Raw genomic sequence first — 20,704 nt, forward strand, 5'->3', positions numbered from 1 at the left:
CCCCGCGAAAACGTTTTCGTGAAACCGCGATTTTACGGTAAATACGGGCGCGGCGTCAGGGTCTGACCGTCAGCCAGCCGCTGCCAGTGCCCGCGCCAGCAGGCGGGCAAACAGCGGCGGCTCGCCGAACTGGCGAATGCTGCCATCGCGTAGCCGCAGGTCCAGCAGTTGTGGGTGGATAGCAAGCGCCAGACGGGGGGCGGGGCTGAACAGCAGGCTACGGCCGCTGGCCGGGCTGCGATGGCACAGGCAGAGGATGTGGTCTACGCCTTCCAGATTGACGCTCAGCCAGGTGCCCTGGCCGGGAAGCGATCCGGGCGGTTCGCCGCTGGCCGGGTCGGGCAGATCCAGCGTATGCAGGATCAGGTCGCCGGCTTCGACCCGGCCCTGGGTCATCTGCCGGTTGCGGCCCGGCCGAGGCAAAGACATGGCGGGTTCGAGTCCGTCTTCTGCCGGGCCAGCGCTTGCCCGCATGGCTCGCGTCTGCAATTCGAAACAGGCGTCGAGAATGCCGGCCTGAGTTTCGGCCGGCAGTTGCAACTGCTCCATACCGGCCTTGAGCGATTTCAGGACGACAGGGAGTTCGCGCGCCAGGGCCTGGCGTTCTTCGCCAACAGCCTTTGGCCGGAAAGACCAGAGCAGCGTCGACAGCGTCCGGGCATTGGCCTGCCAGCTGGGGCCGCTGATGCCTTCCTCGAACCAGGCCTTTTCCAGCAGGCGTTTCCAGTGCTGGCGGAAGAAGTCCTGCAAAATCGGCGGCAGGCCGTCGATTTCCCGTGTTTCGAGCAGGCGACGAATGTCGCCGGCGGCCTGGTCGCGGCGGTCGAGCTGGTGCAGCAAGGGCAGATAGGCCGCAGCCTGGCCGTAAATTTCGTGCAGTTGCTCGGTGAGTAACTCGTCGACCGCATCGGCCGCGATGGCAATGCCTTCGCTATGGCCGCCGAATCCGCCTTTCAACTGGGCGATCACCTCGGCGATTTTTTTGAACGTGGGATGCTGACGGTCGGCGTTGGCTGGCAGGGGAATGCAGAGGGCGCCGATGCGGTCGATCAGTCGGCGCAGCGGGTGATCGGCACGCGAGAAGAGGGTCTTGTCCTTGAGTGCCAGCCTGACCGTGATGACCTGAAGCTCGGCGAGCTGGAGTTTCAGTGTGTCGGGGAGCCCGGGATCGGCGAAGGCCGCCGAATAGAACTGGCCGACGGCGTCGATGGCCTGGCCTTCGGCGGTTGCTGCCGGAACGCCCAGTTCCTGGGCGCGCACGGCTTCCATGGCCGGTGCGGGGTGCTCCGTGGTTTCGGCGAACAGGCCCGGAATCAGTGTTTCCAGCTTGGGTGAGGTCGCGGTCAGGAAGTCCGTGCTGTTGCGCTGGTTACGTTCGAGCTGTTCCAGGCGGAACATCAGGTTGTCCAGCGCCGCCTGGCTGAGCAGGCGCTGGCTGGCGACAGGTGTGCCGGTCTTGCTGGCCCGGCCGGCCAGTTGCGCGATTACGCCTTGCGTTGCCGGCTCGCTGGCGACCGGTGGCGGTACTGGCTGGCTGGGGGCGCTGACAGTCGGGCGGGGTGTTTCGCCGGAGCCGATGATGGCGGGTTGGGCGGCTTCGGCGCCAACCCGGTCGAGCAAGCTGTCGATGTTGGTGTAAATGACCGGCAAACCCTCGCGCAGCAAGGCTTCGATGCGGTCGAGCAGATCGAACTTCTCGTCGAGCGAGCTGGCGCCGGCGGCCGCAAACAGCGAATGCAGGCCGGCAACGATGGCTTGCGGCCCGACCGGGTTGTGCGTCTTGGGCAGATCCGGGCGGCCGAGCAGGGTGACGAAGCGCAGATGCGTCTTCCACAGCTGGACGCTGGTCGATTCGCTCAGGCGTTTGCACAGGTTGTCGAGCCGGATGTCGAGTTCGAGGTCGTCATCACCGACCAGCGAGATTTTCGATGAGGTCAGCCCTTTTGCTTCTTCCTCGAAGCTGCCCGTGCGCTGGCTGGTCTGCATGGCGTCGAAGTGGCGACCGGTACCGCCCAGCATTGCCGAAATGGCGGCTTCGGACACCAGTCGGCTGTCGCGCAGCAGCGTCGACAACTGGTCAAGGAAAGCGCTTCGACAGGCCTTGAGTACCTGAAAGCGATCAAAGCGGCCGGCTGAGCTGGGCAGGGTCACGGTTGGACTTTGGCGTGGTCATGAGGGCCGTTGATGGCCAAGGCGCCATTGTGACATCAACGACAAATTATGGCAGCACTGTCAGGGCAGATCGCGTTCCTTGGGTGGTGCATCCGAGGCCGGGGTGACGACGCCGAGGCGGGTTTTCAGCGAATCCGGGCGACCGTTGAACAGGGCAGAGTAATAGACGGCGTTACTCATCACCTTTTTCACGTAATCGCGGGTTTCGGTGAAGGGAATGGTCTCGGCGTAGATGGCGCCTTCGATGGTCTGCTCGGCCCGCCAGCGGCGGGCCCGTCCGGGGCCGGCGTTGTAGGCGGCGGAAGCCAGGACCGGATGATTGTCGAGGTTTTCCATGACCATGCGCATGTAGGAGGTGCCCAGCAGGATGTTCACATCGGTGTCGTTGACCCGGCTCGGGTGGAAGTCCTCGAGGCCGATCTTCTTGGCCACCCAGCGGGCGGTTGCCGGCATCAACTGCATCAGGCCGGAGGCGCCGACGCTGGAGCGGGCATTGGTGATGAAGCGGCTTTCCTGGCGCATCAGCCCGTATACCCAGGCGTCGTCGACGGATTGCTGGCGGGCGACCGGACGGATCTGCTCGGCAAACGGCGACAGGAAACGCAGGGTGTAGTCATGTTCGTTGCGGGTCCGTTCGGCGGTGTTGATGGCGCGGTCCCAGATCTGTTGCTGGCGGGCAAGCTCGGCGGCGGCCAGCAGCTCGCGGTCGCTCATGCCGCGCAGGGCCCAGTTCCATTCGCGTACGGCCTCTGTGCGCATGTCCAGCCGGAACAGGGTCAGTGCCCGTTGCAGGTCGGCGTGGCGCCGTGCAGCCTGCATCTCGTCGTTGCTCGGCGGCGTGGTCCGCGGCGGCGGCAGAACCACGCGACCCAGTTCCTCGTCGGCCAGGTTGCCGTAGAAATGCGCTTCACCGGCAATCCGGGCAAACAGGGCGTCGGCTTCGCTCAGGCGGCCGCCGGCCTTGTAGGCGCGACCCAGCCAGTAAACCCACTCGGGCCGGTTGGCCAGGGTCGGTGGCATGGCCTCGATGGCGGTGCGGACGGCACCCCAGTCGGTGGCGCGCAAGGCGCTGCGCACCTTCCATTGGTGATTTTCTTCGCTCAGCGTGCTGCGCCCTGCCCGGCCGTACCATTTCAGGGTTTCCGGATGGTGCTTGCGGGCTGCCTGGAGGGCGATCTGGCTCCAGGCCCAATGGGCCTCGCCAGCCTGCAACTGGCTCTCCCGGCGCTCGAGTTCGCGGGCGGCGGCCGAGGGATCGTTGGCTGCGACGTAGCGAATGGCGATCGCCGTCAGCTCCCGACCGTTACGCGTGCCATGCCAGTCGCCGGTCTGCCGGGCCAGGTAGGACATGGCGTTGTTCACCGCGTTGTCGTACTGCTTGGCATCCGGTGCCCGACCGGCCGGTAGCAGGTCAAGGGTACGCCGGGCCCATTGCGGGCGGTTGGCTTCGATCTGCAGGCGGGCACGGTTCCAGGCGTCGTCGGTACTGATCCGGCCGCTGTTGACCAGGCTGACGAGCAGCGGCTGGCAGCCTTCCGGCGGTTCGAGCATGGTCAGCCACAAGGGGCTGGCTTCATCCAGCGCGCTGCGCTCGCCGCGCGCCCAGCGGGCTTGCTGGAAGAGGCAGGTGACTTCCGCTTCCGGGGCGAGCAGCCGGGGGTATTCGCTCTCGATCAGGTTCCACGTGGAACGCCGGGCCAGCCAGCGCAGCCAGTCGGCACGCAGCCGCTCGGCAGCGTGGGTGCCGTCGTGCGTGATCAGGAAAGCAGGGATGCCGCTGTCGTCGTTGCGGGCGAGAAGATTGCGCAAGCGGTAGTTTTCCGCATAGATCGCCAGCGGGTGGTCACCGATACGGGCGACTGCCGACTGCAGGCGATTGGCGTCGCCTTGCCGGAAGGCTTCGCGCGCGGCGATGAAAACGCTGTCGTCGATGGTCTGGGCGGATGCGGTGCTGGCGATAGCCAGGGCGGCGAGTAATGCGCGAAACTTCATGCTAGATTGGCCGGATGAACGATGATTTCGAGGATAGCACGGCCTGGCGTAAGGCCTTGCGACGAGAGATGGTGACCCGGCGCAGCCTGCTTTCCGGGGCGGAGCATGGTTGTTTGTCGGCGCGCATTGGCGAGCACCTGCGGTCGACGTTCGCGGTGCCGGAAAGTTTCGCTTTTTGCTGGCCGATCAAGCACGAACCGGATCTGCGCGAGCTTGCCGAATCCTGGCGTCAGGCCGGTGCTCGGGCCGCTTTGCCGGTGGTGGTCGAGACAGACGCGCCGTTGCGCTTTCGCGCGTGGACGGCAACGAGTCGTCTGCTGGAAGACCGCTACGGCATTCCGACCCCGGTCGACGGCGAGTGGCTGGTCCCGGCGCTGATCCTGCTGCCGCTCAACGGTTTCGATCCGGCCGGCTACCGGCTGGGCTACGGCGGCGGCTATTTCGACCGTACGCTGGCCGCCCTGGCACCTCGCCCGCTGACCGTCGGGGTCGGTTTCGAGATCAACCGCGTCGACAGCATCCGTCCGGAATCGCATGATCAACGGCTCGACTGGATCGTGACCGAAGCCGGTGCCTTCAGGCCCGGCGACTGAGTCCGACCAGCGCGACGGCGCAGCAGATGCCGGCCAGCGTAGCCAGCAGCGCCTGACGTAGGTCAAACAGGCCGGTTTTCATCGCCAGTTCCAGCGTGTACCCGTGATGCAGGCCGAGCAGCAGGCTGCCACAGCCGAGGACGAACCACAGGCCACGGCTGCCGGACGGCAGGCGACGCAGCAGCGCGCATTCGAAAGCGACGCCGCCGGCGACGGCCTGGGCGAGGATGCCGGTTACCAGTAGCAGCAGGGTGATCTGGTAGGCCGTCATGCTGCCGAACAGGCGGTCGCCAGGCGACGCAGGGCTTCGTCCAGGGTCGCCGGCGGGCAGCCGAAATTCAGGCGCAACCAGCCGGGGGCGCCAAAATCGCGACCGTCCGATAGGCCAAGACCGTGCGCCTCGAAATGGGCATGCGGGTTTTCGAGTCCCAGTCCGCGCACGTCGATCCAGGCCAGATAGGTGGCTTCGACGTGTTGCATGCGCAGGCCGGCTTGACTGCGCACGGCAGCTTCGACGCGGTCGCGGTTGGTCCGCAGCACGGCGAGCAGTTCGCGGTGCCAGTCGGCGCAGTCGCGGTAGGCTGCTTCGCAGGCCACCAGGCCGAGCACGTTCACATGTGGCACGATGCCGTCCATCGCCCGCAGGAAGCGGCGGCGCAGCGCGGCGTCGGGAATGACCGCGAAGGCGCAGCCGAGTCCGGGAATGTTGAAGGTCTTGGACGGCGCCATCAGCGTGATGCTGCGCCTCGCCGCTGCGGGCGACAGGCTGGCGAACGGGATGTGCTTCTTGTCGGTGTCGAGGATCAGGCCGCAATGGATTTCGTCGGAACAGACGATCAGGTCGTTGCGTTCGGCGTAGTCGGCCAGGTCGAGCAATTCCGCGTGGGTCCAGCAACGGCCGACCGGGTTGTGTGGGTGGCAGAGCAGGAACAGGCGGCTGGTTTCGGTGGTCGCCGCCTGCAGGGTATCCTGGTCCCAGCGCCAGCCGTCAACGATTTCGGCCAGGTCGACGCAGTGCAGATTGCGTCCGGACAAGCGCGGTGCCGACAGGAAAGGCGGGTAGATTGGGGTCGCCGTCAGGACGTCGCCGTCGACGGCATGGCAGGCGATGTTCAGGCCGCTGACCAGCCCCGGCAACCAGACGATCGACTCGGCGTCGATGCACCAGTTGTATTCGCTTTCAAGGTGAGCAAGCACTGACTCCGTCAGCGACGGCCAAGGGTGGGCGTAACCGAAAACCGGGTGGGCGATGCGTTGCTGCAAGGCGCTGACGACGGCCGGTGGCGCCGCGAAATCCATGTCGGCGACCCACAGCGGCAGGATGTCACGGCTGGCGTAGCGGCGCCACTTGATCGAGTCGGAGCCGCGCCGGTCGATGACGGTGCTGAAATCGTTCAAACGTCGAGGTGTTCGTAAAGGGCCGTGGACAGGTAGCGTTCGCCGCAAGACGGAATGAGGACGACGATCAGCTTGCCGGCGTTTTCCGGCCGGCGGGCCAGTTCGAGTGCGGCCCAGGTGGCGGCGCCGGACGAGATGCCGACCAGCAGCCCCTCCTCGGTTGCCATCTGGCGTGCGGTGGCAAAGGCGTCGTCGTTACGGACCCGGATGACTTCGTCGTAGACGCCGGTGTTGAGCACGCCCGGGACGAAACCGGCGCCGATGCCCTGGATCGGGTGCGGGCCCTTCTGGCCGCCGGACAGCACCGGCGAAGCATCGGGTTCGACGGCGACGACGCGGACGCCGGGTTTCTTTGCCTTGAGCACCTCGCCGACCCCGGTGACGGTGCCGCCGGTGCCGACGCCGGCAACGAAGATGTCGACCTGGCCGTCGGTGTCGCGCCAGATTTCCTCGGCGGTCGTCTGACGGTGGACTTCGGGGTTGGCCGGATTTTCGAACTGCTGCGGAATGAAATACTTCGCATCGGCTTCAGCCAGCGCACTGGCCTTGGCGATGGCACCGCCCATGCCTTCCGGTCCCGGGGTCAGGATCAGTTCGGCACCGTAGGCCTTGAGCAGCAGCTTGCGTTCGCGGCTCATCGTCTCGGGCATGGTGAACGCGCACTTGATGCCGCGCGCCGCGCAGACCATCGCCAGGCCGATGCCGGTATTGCCCGAAGTTGGTTCGAGCACGACGCTGTCCGGGCCGATCTTGCCGGCGGCAATGGCGGCGTCGAGCATGGCGACGGCGATGCGATCCTTGACGCTGTGGCCGGGGTTGAAGAACTCCAGCTTGGCGACGACGGTCGCGCCGCTGCCGCCGTCCAGTCGATTGATCTGGACCAGCGGCGTGTTGCCGACCAGTGCGCTGATGTCCTTGGCGATGTTCATCGATGTTCTCCGGGAAGTATTTGCGGCAGTCTAGCGGGGGCGACGATCATGGCAAAGACGGAAATCGCAATTTCTTATGCGCTTTCTTGCTTAGCCGAGGAAGAGCTTGTACGCCGGGTTCTCGCTTTCGTCCCAGTGCGCGTAGCCGAGGTTCTTCAGGAACTCGCGGAACTGCTTCATTTCCGCTGGCGGCACCTGCATGCCGACCAGCACGCGCCCGTAGTCGGCGCCGTGGTTGCGGTAATGGAACAGGCTGATGTTCCAGCCGGCGCTCATCTGGCTCAGGAAATTCATCAAGGCACCCGGCCGTTCGGGAAACTCGAAGCGGTACAGCAGTTCGCGCATGCCCTGCTCGCAAACCGCCGGGGCGTGCCCGCCGACCAAGTGCCGGACATGATTCTTGGCCATTTCGTCGTCGCTCAAATCGAGCGTCGGATAGCCGTGCTTCTGCAGGCTGTCGACCAGTTTCAGCGATTCCTTGCGGTCAGTGACCTGCACGCCGACGAAAACATGCGCTTCGCTTGCCGTGTGGTAGCGGTAGTTGAACTCGGTGATGCTGCGCTTGCCGATCAGTGACAGGAATTTCTTGTAGGCGCCCGGTTTCTCCGGCAGCGTCACGGCAAACACTGCTTCGCGCTGCTCGCCGAATTCGGCACGCTCGGCGACGAAGCGCAGGCGGTCGAAGTTCATGTTGGCGCCGGAAGTCACGGCGACCAGGTTCTTGTCCTTGAGCTTGTTCTGGCGGGCGTATTCCTTGGCCCCGGCGACAGCCAGCGCGCCAGAGGGTTCGAGAATCGAGCGCGTATCCTCGAAGACATCCTTGATCGCCGCACAGATGGCGTCGGTGTCGACCAGGATGACCTCGTCAAGGTATTCCTTGCACAGGCGGAACGTTTCCTCGCCGACGAACTTGACCGCGGTACCGTCGGCGAACAGCCCAACCTGGGGCAGGCGCACGCGATGGCCCTTCTCGATCGACTGCTTCATCGCGTCAGCGTCGAAGGTCTCGACGCCGATGACCTTGATTTCCGGGCGCAAGCGCTTGATGTAGGCGGCCACGCCTGCGGCCAGCCCGCCACCGCCGATGGCGCAGAAAACGGCGTGGATCGGGCCGTTGTGCCGTGAATGCTGGCGCAGGATTTCCATCGCCGTGGTGCCCTGGCCGGCGATGACTTCCGGGTCGTCGAAGGGATGGACGAAGGTCAGCTTTTCCGATTTTTCCAGTTCCAGCGCGTGGGCGTAGGCTTCGTCGTAGGAATCGCCGTGCAGCACGACCTCGCCGCCGCGCCGCTTGACCGCCTCGATCTTGATCCCCGGCGTCGACACCGGCATGACGATGACCGCCCGGCAGCCGACCTTGGCTGCCGACAGCGCTACGCCCTGGGCGTGGTTGCCGGCCGACGCGCAGATCACGCCGCGCTTGAGTTTTTCCGCCGACAGGCTGGCGATCTTGTTATAGGCGCCGCGCAGCTTGAACGAAAATACCGGTTGCATGTCCTCGCGCTTGAGCCAGATTCGGTTGTGTACCCGGGTCGACAGGTTGCCGGCCAGGTCCAGCGGTGTTTCCACTGCGACATCGTAAACCTGGGCGTTGAGGACTTTTTCGAGATAATCCGGGTGCATGATCTGATTCGGGCTGGGCAAAAGGGAGATTCTACGGGTGGAGTGGATAAACGTCACGGCGGAACAAGGGCTTGCCGGCCTTTTCTTGAGCAGTTTTCTCGCCGCAACGCTCTTGCCCGGCGGTTCGGAAGCCGTGTTGTGGGGCTTCCTGCAACTGCATCCGGAACAGAAATCGACCGCGCTGGCCCTGGCCACACTCGGCAACACGCTCGGCGGCATGACCTCGTGGGCCTGCGGCCGCTTCCTGCCGCGCTGGCAGCAGCTCGACCGTCTGCCGCAGATGCATCACCTGCAACGCTGGGGCAGCCCCGCCCTGTTCTTCTCCTGGCTGCCGCTGGTCGGCGATGCGCTGTGCGTCGCCGCCGGCTGGCTGCGCCTGCACTGGCTACCCTGCTGCCTGTTCATGGCGCTCGGCAAGTTCGCGCGTTACTGGCTGGTGGCGCAGGCGGCGTAAAGGCCAAGCACCGCGGAGGATAAGGGTTCAAGCTTCATGAAGATCATTCAGGCTTACCGCCAGCGCTTCTGCAATTGCTCGCAAGGTCTTGAGCGCACCAACCCGCTTTCGGGTTTCTATCTGGCAAAGATAGGGCTTGCTGATCCCGGCCCTGGCAGCCAGCGCGTCTTGGGTCAGGCCGCGCTGCTCGCGCCAGACCTTCACCGGCTGTTCTCCATCCAGAATTGCATTCGCGACTGCGGCGGGAATGCGAAAACCGTCGTCGGCTGCGCGCACCGCGTCAAACAGCGCGGCATCCTGGGCGTCTTCCATGGCTGCCGAAAGCCTTTCGAACAGTTCAATAGGAATGACTGCAAACTCGCGTTTGCCATCCCGCTCGATAAATTGAATGCCGGTCATTGATAAGCACCTCCTCGCGGCGCCACCGTCAGTACATGAATGATCAGTTGCCCGCCTTCGATTTCATAAATCACTCGCCAGTCGCCGACACGCAAACGATAGGCCTCGCGGCCAACCAGCTTGCGGACGTTGTTGTTTGCCACGAAAGGATCTGCTGCCAGCAACTCGATCTTGTTGCGTATCTGCAGCGATGCGTTGCGCGGCATCGCCTTCAAGGACTTCAGCGCATCACGGGTGTAGACAATCTGGTACATGGGATTTTATTAGCAAATTGCTAACTATTGTTTAACTTTTCTGCGATGAATTTTTGGCCTAGCCCATTACATATGGCTGTCAGTGTATTCCATTGTCGTAAATCAAGGTGCTGTCAGCGAGCAATCGTGCTGTTGTCGGCAAAATCAATGAACCCGAGCTTCCCACTCGGGTCTACCGGCCCCGCGTGTTGCGCCGCAATACGCTAAAATCCTTCTTTTGACAGATCACGGCTGCTTCCATGACCGCCCGCCTGCGCGAAATCCCCTATAACTACACCTCGTTCTCTGACCGCGAAATCGTCATCCGCCTGCTCGGTGCCGACAACTGGGCGATCCTCGACGAACTGCGCGGCGAGCGCGTCACCGGCCGTTCGGCGCGGATGCTCTACGAGGTGCTGGGCGACATCTGGGTGGTCCAGCGCAACCCTTACCTGGAAGACGACCTGCTCGACAACCGCGAGCGTCGCGACGCGCTGGTCAGCGCCCTGCGCCATCGCCTGAAGGAAGTCGAGAAACGCCGTGCCGAGAGCGAGGCCGAGGATCCCGAGCGTTCGGAAAAGGTCCGCCGCCTGGTCGTCGCCGCGCAGCAGGCCGTGGACCGTTTCGAGGCGCGTTTCGGCGAGGCCATCGACCTGCGCCGCAAGGTGCTCAAGGTGCTGGGCAAGCATACCCGCCGCGACAACATCGCTTTCGACGGCCTGGCCCGCGTCTCGCACGTCACCGACGCCACCGACTGGCGCGTCGAGTATCCCTTCGTTGTCCTCTACCCGGATACCGAAGAAGAAATTGCCCATCTCGTCCGTGGCTGTTTCGAAGCCGGCCTGACCATCATCCCGCGTGGCGGTGGTACCGGCTACACCGGTGGCGCCGTGCCGCTGACGCCCCATTCGGCGGTGATCAATACCGAGAAATTGATCGACCTCGGTCCGGTCGAGGAACTGGTGCTGGCCGGCCATGAAACGCCCTATGCGACCATCCGCACCGGCGCTGGCGTGGTCACCGACCGCGTATCCGAAGCCGCCAGCGCGGCCGGTCGCGTCTTTGCCGTCGACCCGACTTCGGCTTCCGCTTCGTGCATCGGCGGCAACATCGCCATGAACGCCGGCGGCAAGAAAGCCGTGCTGTGGGGCACCGCGCTCGACAACCTGGCCTGGTGGAAGATGGTCGATCCGGACGGCAACTGGCTGGAAGTCGAACGCGTCAATCACAATTACGGCAAGATCCACGAGCAGGAAAACGTCGAATTCCGCGTCAAGCGCTTCGATCCTTCCGGCAAGAAGCCGCTCGGCGAGGAAGTGCTGGTCATGCCCGGTGCCGCCTGCCGCAAGACCGGCCTGGGCAAGGACGTCACCGACAAGTTCCTCGGCGGCATTCCCGGCGTGCAGAAGGAAGGCACCGACGGCATCATCGTCGCCGCCCGCTGGGTACTGCACAAGATGCCGCCGGTGACGCGCACCGTCTGTCTGGAGTTCTTCGGCCAGGTCCGCGAAGCGGTGCCGGCCATCGTCGAGATCACCGACTACTTCAAGCCGGGCGGCGCCGGCCATGCGGCTGGCGTGCAGCTGGCCGGCCTCGAACACCTCGACGAGCGCTATGTGAAGGCCGTCGGCTACGCGACCAAGGCCAAGCGCCACGGTCGGCCAAAGATGGTGCTGATCGGCGACATCGTCGGCCACGACGAGAGGGCAGTGATGGCCGCCGCCTCGGAGGTCGTTCGCATGTGCAATCTGCGCGCCGCTGAAGGCTTCATTGCGGTCGACGCCGAGACGCGCAAGAAATTCTGGCTCGACCGTTCGCGCACTGCCGCCATCTCGCGCCACACCAACGCCTTCAAGGTCAACGAGGATGTGGTCATCCCGCTGCCGCGCATGGGTGAATACTGCGACGGCATCGAGCGCATCAACATCGAGCTGTCGACGCAGAACAAGCTGGCGCTGTGCGATGCGCTGGCCGATTTCCTCAAGGGCGACCTGCCGCTGCACTCGGGCGACGCCAACCTCGACAAGGATGTGCTCATCGGCGACCGCCGGCAGGCTGCCCTGGACTATGTCGAGGCCGTCCGCCTGCGCTGGGAATGGCTGCTGGAGAACCTCGACCTGCCGCTGGCCGAAGCCGAGTCGCGCTTCGCCTCGTATGGCGTGGTCGCCGGCGAACTGAGCAACAAGGCCGCCAACCCCACCCTCTTCCACCGGCTGCAGGATTATTCCGTGCGCACCTCGTGGAAGCAGGAGCTGAAGGCGCGCCTGGCCAAGATCTTCGATGGTGCGCTGTACCGGCCGATCCTCGAACGGATCGAGGCGATTCACAAGGAAGTCCTGCGCGGCCGCGTTTTCGTCGCGCTGCACATGCACGCCGGTGACGGCAACGTGCACACCAACATTCCGGTCAATTCCGACAACTACGCGATGCTGCAGACGGCCAACAAGGCGGTCGAGCGCATCATGCACCTGGCGCGTGGGCTCGACGGTGTCATTTCCGGCGAGCACGGGATCGGCATCACCAAACTGGAGTTCCTGACCGAGGAAGAAATCGGCCCCTTCCGTGCCTACAAGCAGAAGGTCGATCCGGAAGGGCGTTTCAACAAGGGCAAGCTGATGCACGGCGGCGACCTGACCAACGCCTACACGCCGTCGTTCAGCCTGCTCGGCACCGAATCGCTGATCATGGAGCAATCCGAGATCGGCAAGATATCCGACATGGTCAAGGACTGCCTGCGCTGCGGCAAGTGCAAACCGGTCTGTTCGACCCATGTGCCGCGCGCCAACCTTCTGTATTCACCGCGCAACAAGATTCTCGCCACCTCGCTGCTGGTTGAAGCCTTCCTTTATGAAGAGCAGACCCGGCGCGGCATCTCGTTGAAGCACTTCGATGAGTTCAACGACGTCGCCGACCATTGCACGGTCTGCCACCGCTGCGAGAAGCCCTGCCCGGTCGACATCGATTTCGGCGATGTTTCGGTGGCCATGCGCAACTTCCTGCGCAAGCAGGACAAGAAGCGTTTCAGCCCCGGCACCGCGGCGGCGATGACCTACCTGAACCTGAAAGACCCGGCGACGATCAAGCTGATGCGCGGCGTCATGATGGACTTCGGCTTCAAGGCCCAGCGCCTGGCGCACAAGGCGGCCAAGGCGCTCGGCCTGGTTCAGGAGACGCGCAAGCATCCGCCGGCCTCGCTCGGCGCGCCAACGGTCAAGACCCAGGTCATCCACTTCCTCAACCGGCCGATGCCGGGCAACCTGCCCAAGCGTACTTCGCGCGCCCTGCTCGACATCGAGGACGACAAGGTCATCCCGGTGATCCGCAACCCGAAGAAGACGACCGAGGATTCGGACGCCGTCTTCTACTTCCCGGGCTGCGGTTCCGAGCGCCTGTTCTCGCAGGTCGGCCTGGCGACCCAGGCCATGCTCTACGAAGTCGGCGCGACCACCGTGCTGCCGCCCGGTTACCTGTGCTGCGGCTATCCGCAGACCTCGTCCGGCGATGACGACAAGGGCCAGAAGATCACCACCGACAACCGCGTGCTCTTCCACCGTGTCGCCAATACGCTGAACTATCTCGACATCAAGACGGTGATCGTCTCCTGCGGCACCTGCATGGATCAGTTGCAGAAATACCAGTTCGAGAAGATCTTCCCGGGTTGCCGCCTGCTCGACATCCACGAGTACCTGATGGAAAAGGGCCTGAAGCTGGACGGTGTCGAAGGGACGCGCTACATGTACCACGATCCCTGCCACACGCCGATGAAAGCCTACAACCCACTGGCCGTGACCAAGACGCTGATGGGCCAGGATGTGCCGCTGACCGACCGCTGTTGCGGCGATTCCGGCTCCTTTGCCTACTCGCGTCCGGATATCGCCACCCAGGTGAAGTTCCGCAAGCAGCAGGAGATTGAAAAGGGCGCCGAGAAGTTGCGTGCCGACGGTTTCCAGGGCGAGGTCAAGATCCTGACTTCCTGCCCGGCCTGCCTGCAGGGTCTGAGTCGTTACGACGACGATGCCGGCACGAAGGCCGACTACATCGTCGTCGAGATGGCCAAGCACCTGCTCGGCGACAACTGGATGGCGGAATACGTCGGCAAGGCCAATTCCGGTGGCATCGAACGCGTTTTGCTCTGAGTCGGCAGCCGCCCACCTTCAGTAGAATCCCGGGACATCTTGCACCAGCCACTTGCAGTTCGCATTGGCTGGTGCAATGCTATGCAAAACAACGGGAATTTATCGTGACTGACAGCACTTGCGAACTGTGTTCCGGACCAGGCGGAGATGTCCTATGGACATCCGATGACTGCCGCGTGATCCGTGTCGATGACCCGGTCCTGCCCGGGTTTTGCCGGGTGATCTGGAACGAACATGTGCGCGAGATGAGCGATTTGCCGGTAGCCGCGCGCAATCGGCTGATGCAGGTCGTATTCGCCGTCGAGGCAGCGCTGCGCGAGTGCTGGAATCCGGACAAGATCAATCTGGCCAGTTTCGGCAACGTCGTTCCCCATGTGCACTGGCATGTCATTCCCCGCTGGCGTGACGACCGTTTCTTCCCCGAGCCGGTCTGGGGCAAGGCTCAGCGTGAAGGGACGACGCAACGTTGCGGACCTGACGACGCCCGGCTGATCGCCGCCATCGTTCGTCACTTGGGGCAGGGAGAACAATAATGAGCAACAGGCAGCAAACTGATCTGGGCCAGGTTGTCGATCTGGTGACCGGCATGGATTACCTGTCGAGCCTGATGCTGGCCAATCCAGCGGTGGCCGAACGGCAGTTGATCGATTTCCTCGATGCCTTGCTGGCCTCGCCACCCGACCCCGGTGTGTTCTTCCAGTTGCTGGAACAGGCTCGGGCACCGCTGTGCTTTGTCGAAGAGGAAATGGCCCGCAGTTATCACAACAAGGCTGTGCCACTGTCGCTCGACGAGGAACAGGCTTTCCTGATGGTCGTCCAGGCGTGGCGCAAGATGGGGCGTGCCTACGCCTTGTGCGCCAGTCTGGAGGAACCGGCCACCGAAGAGCCCAACTACCAGGCCTTGATGGCGACCATCCTGCACCGTTGCATCTACTACAACGGAATGGTGATTCTCGAGCACTACCGCGCCCGCCGCGAATTGCCGCCGGGTGTCTGGCTCGATCTTCATGGGTTTTTCGAAACGGCCGAGGAATGGGGCATCGCTTTCATGCCGGTCAGCGACCCCCTGGAAAACAGTGTCCAGGCGACGCATTGTGCGGCGGCCTATGTCACCCTGCTGCTGATCGACGTTGCCAGTCCGTACAGCAACAGCGTGCGCAATCTCAACCTGATCCGCCGCTGGGCGTCGATGTGGGCGCCCCTGGTCGGCATTGGCGCGCTGGAAAACGATCTCGAACTGCCGCCCTACGTCGTCGAACTGATGAAGGATTTGCCCCTGCATCCCAGCGCTGCCATCGAAGGCTCGGCGCAGGACGTGCGCCGACTGGATACCGGCCGCCTGGGTCTGCAAATCGATCATGCCCTGGGCCAGTTGCGCATGCGCTTCACGCCCTCGCAACTCGGCCTGGGCGAAGAGAGCAGCAGCCATGTCGCCAGATTGCTCGAACATCTGGTCAAGCCCTGGTCACAATCGACCTCGGCAAGGCGTTTCCGGCGTTTCGCCAGCGAGGGTATCGCCCGTGTGGTGACCGGGTTCGAGGCCATTTACTTCCATGTCACAGGCGAGCCGTTCGAGCAACCCGATTCCGCCCTTGCCTATTCCCGCGGGGATTTCGAGCAACTATTCACTTTCCGGGATCGTGCCGATCCGGGTCAGGCACTGCTGATCCGGCCGCGTGCGGATTTCCCCGTCGAGCGATGGTCGGTGATCAATCATTCGGCCAATGGTTTCCGTCTGGGACGCAGCGAAAGTGGACAGCGTGTCCTGCATGGACAACTGATGGCTGTTTGTCCGCACGATGGTGAACGTTTCCTGCTGGCTTACGCCACCTGGCTGATGCAGGAGTCCGCTGGCGGCCTGATTGTCGGTCTGGCCACGCTACCCGGGATCCCCCGGGGAATTGGTTTCCGGCCGCTGGATCAGGTCGGGGTTCCGACCATCGAGCGTTTTGCCCCGGCGTTCATCCTGCCACCGATGCCCGCGATTGGCGAAGAGGTGTCGCTGGTTTTGCCGCCCGGTTTCTACCACGCCGGCCGCGAGCTGGAGGTGATGGATGGGAATGGCCACCGACGTATCCGGATGAATCACGTGCTCAATCGCCAGGCCGATTTCGAACGGATCAGCATCGTCGAACTGTGAAGCACCGCAGTCCGCTTGCTTCAGGGTAAACTAGCCGGTCTGGCATGGAGGAAATTATGGCCGGCATGGAAAAGGACACCCCGATCCCGGATGTCATCCGTTTGCACAAGCTTAGCCGTGTGCTCGAACTGGGCTACGGCGAGCAGTCGTATCGTCTCGATTTCGAATACCTGCGGGTGTTCACCCCGTCTGCCGAAGCGCGGGGGCATGGGCCGGGCCAGGAAACCCTGCAGGTCGGCAAGCGCAACGTCGACTTGCTGGCCATTGAACCCAGCGGCACCTATGCCTTGAAGCTGGTTTTCTCCGACGGTCACGACAGTGGCCTCTACACCTGGGACCTGCTCTATAACCTCGCCGTCCATCACGACGAGCTGTGGGCAGAGTACCTGCGCTTGCTCGAAGTCCAGGGGGCGTCCCGCGATATCGACACCACGCCGAAGTCCGGCGGTTCATCCTGTAGCCATCACCACTGATCGTCATGAACAAAGAAACAACGCATTTCGGCTACGAATCGGTCGCCGAACAGGAAAAAGCCCGCCGCGTCCGTGGCGTTTTCGATTCGGTCGCCAGCCGTTACGACCTGATGAACGACCTGATGTCGGGGGGCATGCACCGTCTGTGGAAAGCCTTTGCCATCCAGCGCAGCGGTGTCCGCGAAGGCTCGCGCGTACTTGACGTGGCCGGTGGCACCGGCGACCTGTCGCTGGCCTTCGCCAAGCGGGTTGGTAAAACCGGTCAGGTCTGGCTCACCGACATCAACAACGCGATGCTGGCACGCGGTCGCGACCGCCTGGCCGACAAGGGCTACATGTTGCCGGTGGCGCAATGCGATGCCGAGAAGCTGCCCTTCCCCGACGACTGGTTCGATTGCGTCACCGTGGCCTTTGGCTTGCGCAACATGACCCACAAGGACCAGGCGCTGGCGGAAATGCGCCGTGTGTTGCGTCCCGGTGGCCGTCTGCTGGTGCTGGAATTTTCACAAGTCTGGAAGCCGCTGGCCCCGGCTTACGATTTCTACTCCTTCCAGGTGATCCCGCGCATAGGCCAGATGGTTACCAAGGACGCCGACAGCTATCGCTATCTCTCCGAGTCGATCCGCATGCACCCCGACCAGGAGACCCTGAAGGGCATGATGGAAGGCGTCGGTTTCGAGAAGGTCGAGTATTTCAACATGGCGCTGGGCGTCGTTGCCCTGCATCGGGGTTTCAAGTTCTGATCCGGGTCAGCAATGAGTCAGCTTGAAGCCTTGATCGTCAAGCCGCTGAACCATGTGCTGGAGGCTTCGCCCTGGGCGGTGGAACGGCTGCGGCGTCACGCCGGTGCGCATGTCTGCCTGCGTGCCGGGCCGCTGGCGCTGACGCTGTGCATCGACGGCCGGGGCCTGTTGCAGGCGGCCGAGCAGAGCGGCGATCCCGATGTGACCATAGAATTGAACGAAGACTTTCCGGCCAAACTGCTGCTGGAACGGGAAAGCGTGATGTCATCGGCGCGCCTTAGCGGTTCGGCCGACGTTGCCGAGACCCTGGCTTTCGTGTTCCGCAATCTTCGCTGGGATATCGAAGGCGATCTGGCGGCGCTGGTCGGCGATATTCCGGCCCGTCGGCTGTCGCTGGCCGGCAGCCGGCTGATGCATGAAATGCGTAGCGGCGCCGGACGCCTGTCCGGCAATCTGGTCGAATATGCGACCGAAGAAGCGGGGCTGCTCGTCTCGCCGGCCGCCGCCGGTGAATTCATCCGCGATGTTGATGGCCTGCGCGATGAAATGGCCCGCCTGGAAAAGCGTATCGCCCGACTTGGGGGCTGATCAAAGCACACAGGAAAAGAAAAAAGGCAGCCGAGGCTGCCTTTTTTTGACTGGGAAGGGAATTCTCAGTGGGTATGCTTGCGCAGACGCTGGATTGCCTGCAACTGGGCGATTGCCTGGGCCAGTTCGGCTTCGGCGGCCGCGTAGTCCATTTCGGCCTGGCGGTTGGCCAGCGCTTCTTCGGCGTGACGCTTGGCCTCGAGGGCCTTGGCTTCGTCCAGGTCGTGGGCGCGAATCGCGGTGTCCGCCAACACAGTAATCGTGTCGGGCTGGACTTCCAGCATGCCACCGGAGACATACACCAGCTCAAACTCGCTTTGGTCCGGCACCTTGAGACGGATGGTGCCGGGCTTGATGCGGGTCAGCAACGGGGTATGTTGCGGCAGGATGCCGAGTTCCCCGGCTTCGCCGGGGAACACTGCGATTTCCACCAGGCCGGAGAAAATCGATTCTTCGGCACTGACGACATCACAATGAACGGTCATAACCATTACTGGCTCCTATGCTGAAGCTGCATTACTGCAGCGTCTTCGCCTTTTCGACAGCTTCTTCGATGCCGCCGACCATGTAGAAGGCCTGTTCCGGCAGGTGATCGTACTCGCCGCTGACGATGCCCTTGAAGCCCTTGATGGTTTCCTTGAGCGGAACGAACTTGCCCGGGGAACCGGTGAACACTTCGGCAACGTGGAAGGGCTGCGACAGGAAGCGCTGGATCTTACGGGCGCGGCTGACGGCCAGCTTGTCTTCCGGCGACAGTTCGTCCATACCCAGAATCGCGATGATGTCGCGCAGTTCCTTGTAGCGCTGCAGGTTCATCTGCACGGCACGAGCCACTGCGTAGTGCTCTTCACCGACGACCTGCGGGTCGAGCTGGCGGGAGGTGGAGTCGAGCGGATCGACGGCCGGGTAGATACCCAGCGAGGCGATGTCACGCGACAGCACGACCGTGGAGTCCAAGTGCAGGAAGGTGGTGGCCGGGGACGGGTCGGTCAAGTCATCGGCAGGCACGTAAACGGCCTGGATGGAGGTGATCGAGCCAACCTTGGTCGAGGTGATACGCTCTTGCAGACGACCCATTTCTTCAGCCAGCGTCGGCTGGTAGCCCACGGCGGAAGGCATACGGCCGAGCAGTGCGGACACTTCGGTACCGGCCAGGGTGTAGCGGTAGATGTTGTCGACGAAGAACAGGATGTCACGACCGTCGTCACGGAAACGCTCGGCCATGGTCAGACCGGTCAGCGCAACGCGCAGACGGTTGCCCGGGGGTTCGTTCATCTGACCGAACACCATCGCGACCTTGTCGAGAACGTTGGAGTCCTTCATTTCATGATAGAAGTCGTTACCTTCGCGGGTACGCTCACCAACACCGGCAAACACGGACAGACCCGAGTGTTGCTTGGCGATGTTGTTGATCAGCTCCATCATGTTGACGGTCTTGCCGACCCCGGCGCCGCCGAACAGGCCGACCTTGCCGCCCTTGGCGAACGGGCAGATCAGGTCGATAACCTTGATGCCGGTTTCGAGCAGATCGACGGAGGACGACAGTTCGTCGAACTTCGGCGCGGCGGCGTGGATTTCACGCAGTTCGTCGCTTTCGATCGGACCGGCTTCGTCGATCGGACGGCCGAGCACGTCCATGATGCGACCCAGCGTGCCCATACCGACCGGCACGGAAATGCCGGCACCGGTGTTGTTGATTTTCATGCCGCGGCGCAGGCCGTCGGATGAACCCATGGCGATGGTACGGACGACGCCGTCACCCAGTTGCTGCTGCACTTCGAAGGTCAGGCCGGCTTCAACCATGCCATTTTCTTCGGAGGCGTCGAGCTTGAGTGCGTCGTAGACCTTCGGCATCGCGTCGCGCGGGAAGTGGATGTCCACAACTGCGCCGATACACTGAACGATGGAACCTTGACTCATATTCAAATCCCCAATAATTAAAAGCTTCGCGCTTGCGTCAGACTGCGGCGGCGCCGCTGACGATTTCCGAGAGTTCCTTGGTAATCGCGGCCTGACGGGCCTTGTTATAGACCAGCTTCAATTCACCGATGACGTTCTTGGCGTTATCGGAAGCAGACTTCATGGCGACCATCCGGGCAGATTGCTCGGAGGCCATGTTTTCAGCCACGGCCTGATAAATCAAAGCTTCGACATAGCGGATCAACAGATCGTCGATAACTGGCTGGGCTTCCGGCTCGTAGACATAGTCCCAACCCGGCTGATGATCGGTCTTGACGACGTCGTCAGCCAGCGGGAGCAGCTTTTCGAAAACCGGTTCCTGCTTCATCGTGTTGATGAAGCGGGTGTAGCCGATGTACAGCGCGTCGATTTCGCCCTTCATGTAGGCGTCGAGCTGGATCTTGAGCGGGCCGATCAGCTTTTCCAGGTGCGGGGTGTCACCCAGCGCGATGACGTGCGAGACAACCTTCGCACCGGCGCGCTGCATGAAACCCAGACCCTTGTTACCAATACAGGTCGCCTGGAAATTGATCTTCTGGCTGTCGAGTTCCTTCATCTTGCCCAGAACCAGGCGCAGGACGTTGGAGTTCAGACCACCGCAGAGGCCCTTGTCGGAAGTGACGAGGACGATACCAATGGCCTTCTGCTCGCGCTTTTCGAGGAACGGATGCTTGTACTCGGTCAGCGCGTGCGACAGGTTGCTGGCCACACGCCGGATCTTCTCGCCATAGGGGCGGGCAGCCCGCATCCGGTCCTGCGCCTTGCGCATTTTGGATGCGGCCACCATCTCCATGGCCTTGGTGATCTTGCGCGTGTTTTCTACGCTCTTGATCTTGTTGCGAATTTCCTTGCCGCTAGGCATGGCGTTCTCC

At 63.1% G+C, this 20,704-nt stretch carries 19 protein-coding genes; 8 read left to right on the forward strand and 11 right to left on the reverse strand.

The window, feature by feature from the left end; all coding sequences use genetic code 11:
* Positions 1-69: 69 nt before the first annotated feature.
* Together AADV58_RS02015 and AADV58_RS02020 are read right to left on the reverse strand one after the other, a co-directional pair.
* A complete protein-coding gene (locus AADV58_RS02015) occupies positions 70-2,151 on the reverse strand; it encodes a DUF1631 family protein (RefSeq protein ID WP_157272424.1) in 2,082 nt (693 codons plus the stop codon).
* An 81-nt stretch (positions 2,152-2,232) separates the two neighbouring features.
* Positions 2,233-4,164: a lytic transglycosylase domain-containing protein gene (locus AADV58_RS02020; RefSeq protein ID WP_341743945.1), complete on the reverse strand. Its 1,932-nt coding sequence runs from the start codon at positions 4,162-4,164 to the stop codon at positions 2,233-2,235.
* A 14-nt stretch (positions 4,165-4,178) separates the two neighbouring features.
* On the opposite strand from AADV58_RS02020, the gene AADV58_RS02025 reads away from it, so the two are divergent.
* The gene (locus AADV58_RS02025; protein ID WP_028993822.1) at positions 4,179-4,757 is read left to right on the forward strand and encodes a 5-formyltetrahydrofolate cyclo-ligase; all 579 of its coding nucleotides are present in this window, start codon (positions 4,179-4,181) and stop codon (positions 4,755-4,757) included.
* Here the strand turns inward: AADV58_RS02025 and AADV58_RS02030 are convergent.
* The 4 genes from AADV58_RS02030 to ilvA form a co-directional block, all read right to left on the reverse strand.
* Positions 4,741-5,028 (reverse strand): hypothetical protein, encoded by a 288-nt coding sequence (locus tag AADV58_RS02030; RefSeq protein ID WP_028993821.1) that lies wholly within the window; start codon positions 5,026-5,028, stop codon positions 4,741-4,743. The genes AADV58_RS02025 and AADV58_RS02030 overlap by 17 nt on opposite strands.
* Positions 5,025-6,155, reverse strand: a complete 1,131-nt coding sequence (locus AADV58_RS02035; protein ID WP_028993820.1) for a MalY/PatB family protein — start codon at positions 6,153-6,155, stop codon at positions 5,025-5,027. Before AADV58_RS02035 ends, AADV58_RS02030 begins: the two co-directional genes overlap by 4 nt.
* A complete protein-coding gene (gene cysK, locus AADV58_RS02040; RefSeq protein WP_028993819.1) occupies positions 6,152-7,084 on the reverse strand; it encodes a cysteine synthase A in 933 nt (310 codons plus the stop codon). The genes AADV58_RS02035 and cysK overlap by 4 nt, the downstream gene beginning before the upstream one ends.
* Positions 7,085-7,174: 90 nt before the next feature.
* On the reverse strand, positions 7,175-8,707 hold the full coding sequence (ilvA, locus tag AADV58_RS02045; RefSeq protein ID WP_028993818.1) for a threonine ammonia-lyase, biosynthetic: 1,533 nt from the start codon (positions 8,705-8,707) through the stop codon (positions 7,175-7,177).
* Positions 8,708-8,792: 85 nt separating this feature from the next.
* On the opposite strand from ilvA, the gene AADV58_RS02050 reads away from it, so the two are divergent.
* Positions 8,793-9,161, forward strand: a complete 369-nt coding sequence (locus AADV58_RS02050) for a YqaA family protein (protein ID WP_341743946.1) — start codon at positions 8,793-8,795, stop codon at positions 9,159-9,161.
* Between the two features lie 27 nt (positions 9,162-9,188).
* On the opposite strand, the gene AADV58_RS02055 is transcribed toward AADV58_RS02050, so the two are convergent.
* The gene (locus AADV58_RS02055) at positions 9,189-9,560 is read right to left on the reverse strand and encodes a helix-turn-helix domain-containing protein (protein ID WP_028993816.1); all 372 of its coding nucleotides are present in this window, start codon (positions 9,558-9,560) and stop codon (positions 9,189-9,191) included.
* Complete coding sequence (locus AADV58_RS02060; protein WP_028993815.1) at positions 9,557-9,814, reverse strand: type II toxin-antitoxin system RelE family toxin; 258 nt, start codon at positions 9,812-9,814, stop codon at positions 9,557-9,559. Before AADV58_RS02060 ends, AADV58_RS02055 begins: the two co-directional genes overlap by 4 nt.
* Before the next feature lie 239 nt (positions 9,815-10,053).
* Between AADV58_RS02060 and AADV58_RS02065 the strand changes: the two genes are divergently transcribed.
* From AADV58_RS02065 to AADV58_RS02090, 6 genes are all read left to right on the forward strand, one after another.
* Positions 10,054-13,929, forward strand: coding sequence for a DUF3683 domain-containing protein (locus AADV58_RS02065; RefSeq protein ID WP_028993814.1), 3,876 nt, complete (start codon positions 10,054-10,056; stop codon positions 13,927-13,929).
* A 104-nt stretch (positions 13,930-14,033) separates the two neighbouring features.
* On the forward strand, positions 14,034-14,462 hold the full coding sequence (locus AADV58_RS02070) for an HIT family protein (RefSeq protein ID WP_043420604.1): 429 nt from the start codon (positions 14,034-14,036) through the stop codon (positions 14,460-14,462).
* The gene (locus AADV58_RS02075) at positions 14,462-16,069 is read left to right on the forward strand and encodes a hypothetical protein (protein ID WP_028993812.1); all 1,608 of its coding nucleotides are present in this window, start codon (positions 14,462-14,464) and stop codon (positions 16,067-16,069) included. The genes AADV58_RS02070 and AADV58_RS02075 overlap by 1 nt, the downstream gene beginning before the upstream one ends.
* A gap of 56 nt (positions 16,070-16,125) precedes the next feature.
* Positions 16,126-16,542, forward strand: coding sequence for a gamma-butyrobetaine hydroxylase-like domain-containing protein (locus AADV58_RS02080; RefSeq protein ID WP_028993811.1), 417 nt, complete (start codon positions 16,126-16,128; stop codon positions 16,540-16,542).
* 5 nt (positions 16,543-16,547) lie between these two features.
* Positions 16,548-17,285, forward strand: coding sequence for a bifunctional demethylmenaquinone methyltransferase/2-methoxy-6-polyprenyl-1,4-benzoquinol methylase UbiE (gene ubiE, locus AADV58_RS02085; RefSeq protein WP_028993810.1), 738 nt, complete (start codon positions 16,548-16,550; stop codon positions 17,283-17,285).
* Positions 17,286-17,297: 12 nt separating this feature from the next.
* A complete protein-coding gene (locus AADV58_RS02090) occupies positions 17,298-17,873 on the forward strand; it encodes a ubiquinone biosynthesis accessory factor UbiJ (protein WP_043420601.1) in 576 nt (191 codons plus the stop codon).
* 65 nt (positions 17,874-17,938) lie between these two features.
* Here AADV58_RS02090 and AADV58_RS02095 read toward each other — a convergent pair whose 3' ends face one another.
* Genes AADV58_RS02095 through atpG form a run of 3 tightly spaced genes read right to left on the reverse strand, consistent with a single transcriptional unit; the run spans position 17,939 to position 20,694 of the window.
* Entirely contained in the window at positions 17,939-18,364 is a 426-nt protein-coding gene (locus AADV58_RS02095; protein ID WP_028993808.1) for a F0F1 ATP synthase subunit epsilon, read from the reverse strand.
* Between the two features lie 25 nt (positions 18,365-18,389).
* A complete protein-coding gene (gene atpD / locus AADV58_RS02100) occupies positions 18,390-19,793 on the reverse strand; it encodes a F0F1 ATP synthase subunit beta (RefSeq protein ID WP_028993807.1) in 1,404 nt (467 codons plus the stop codon).
* A 37-nt stretch (positions 19,794-19,830) separates the two neighbouring features.
* Positions 19,831-20,694 (reverse strand): F0F1 ATP synthase subunit gamma, encoded by an 864-nt coding sequence (atpG, locus tag AADV58_RS02105; protein WP_028993806.1) that lies wholly within the window; start codon positions 20,692-20,694, stop codon positions 19,831-19,833.
* Positions 20,695-20,704: the final 10 nt, after the last annotated feature.

This window comes from Azonexus hydrophilus, assembly GCF_038368255.1.
GTDB classification, from domain to species: domain Bacteria; phylum Pseudomonadota; class Gammaproteobacteria; order Burkholderiales; family Rhodocyclaceae; genus Azonexus; species Azonexus hydrophilus.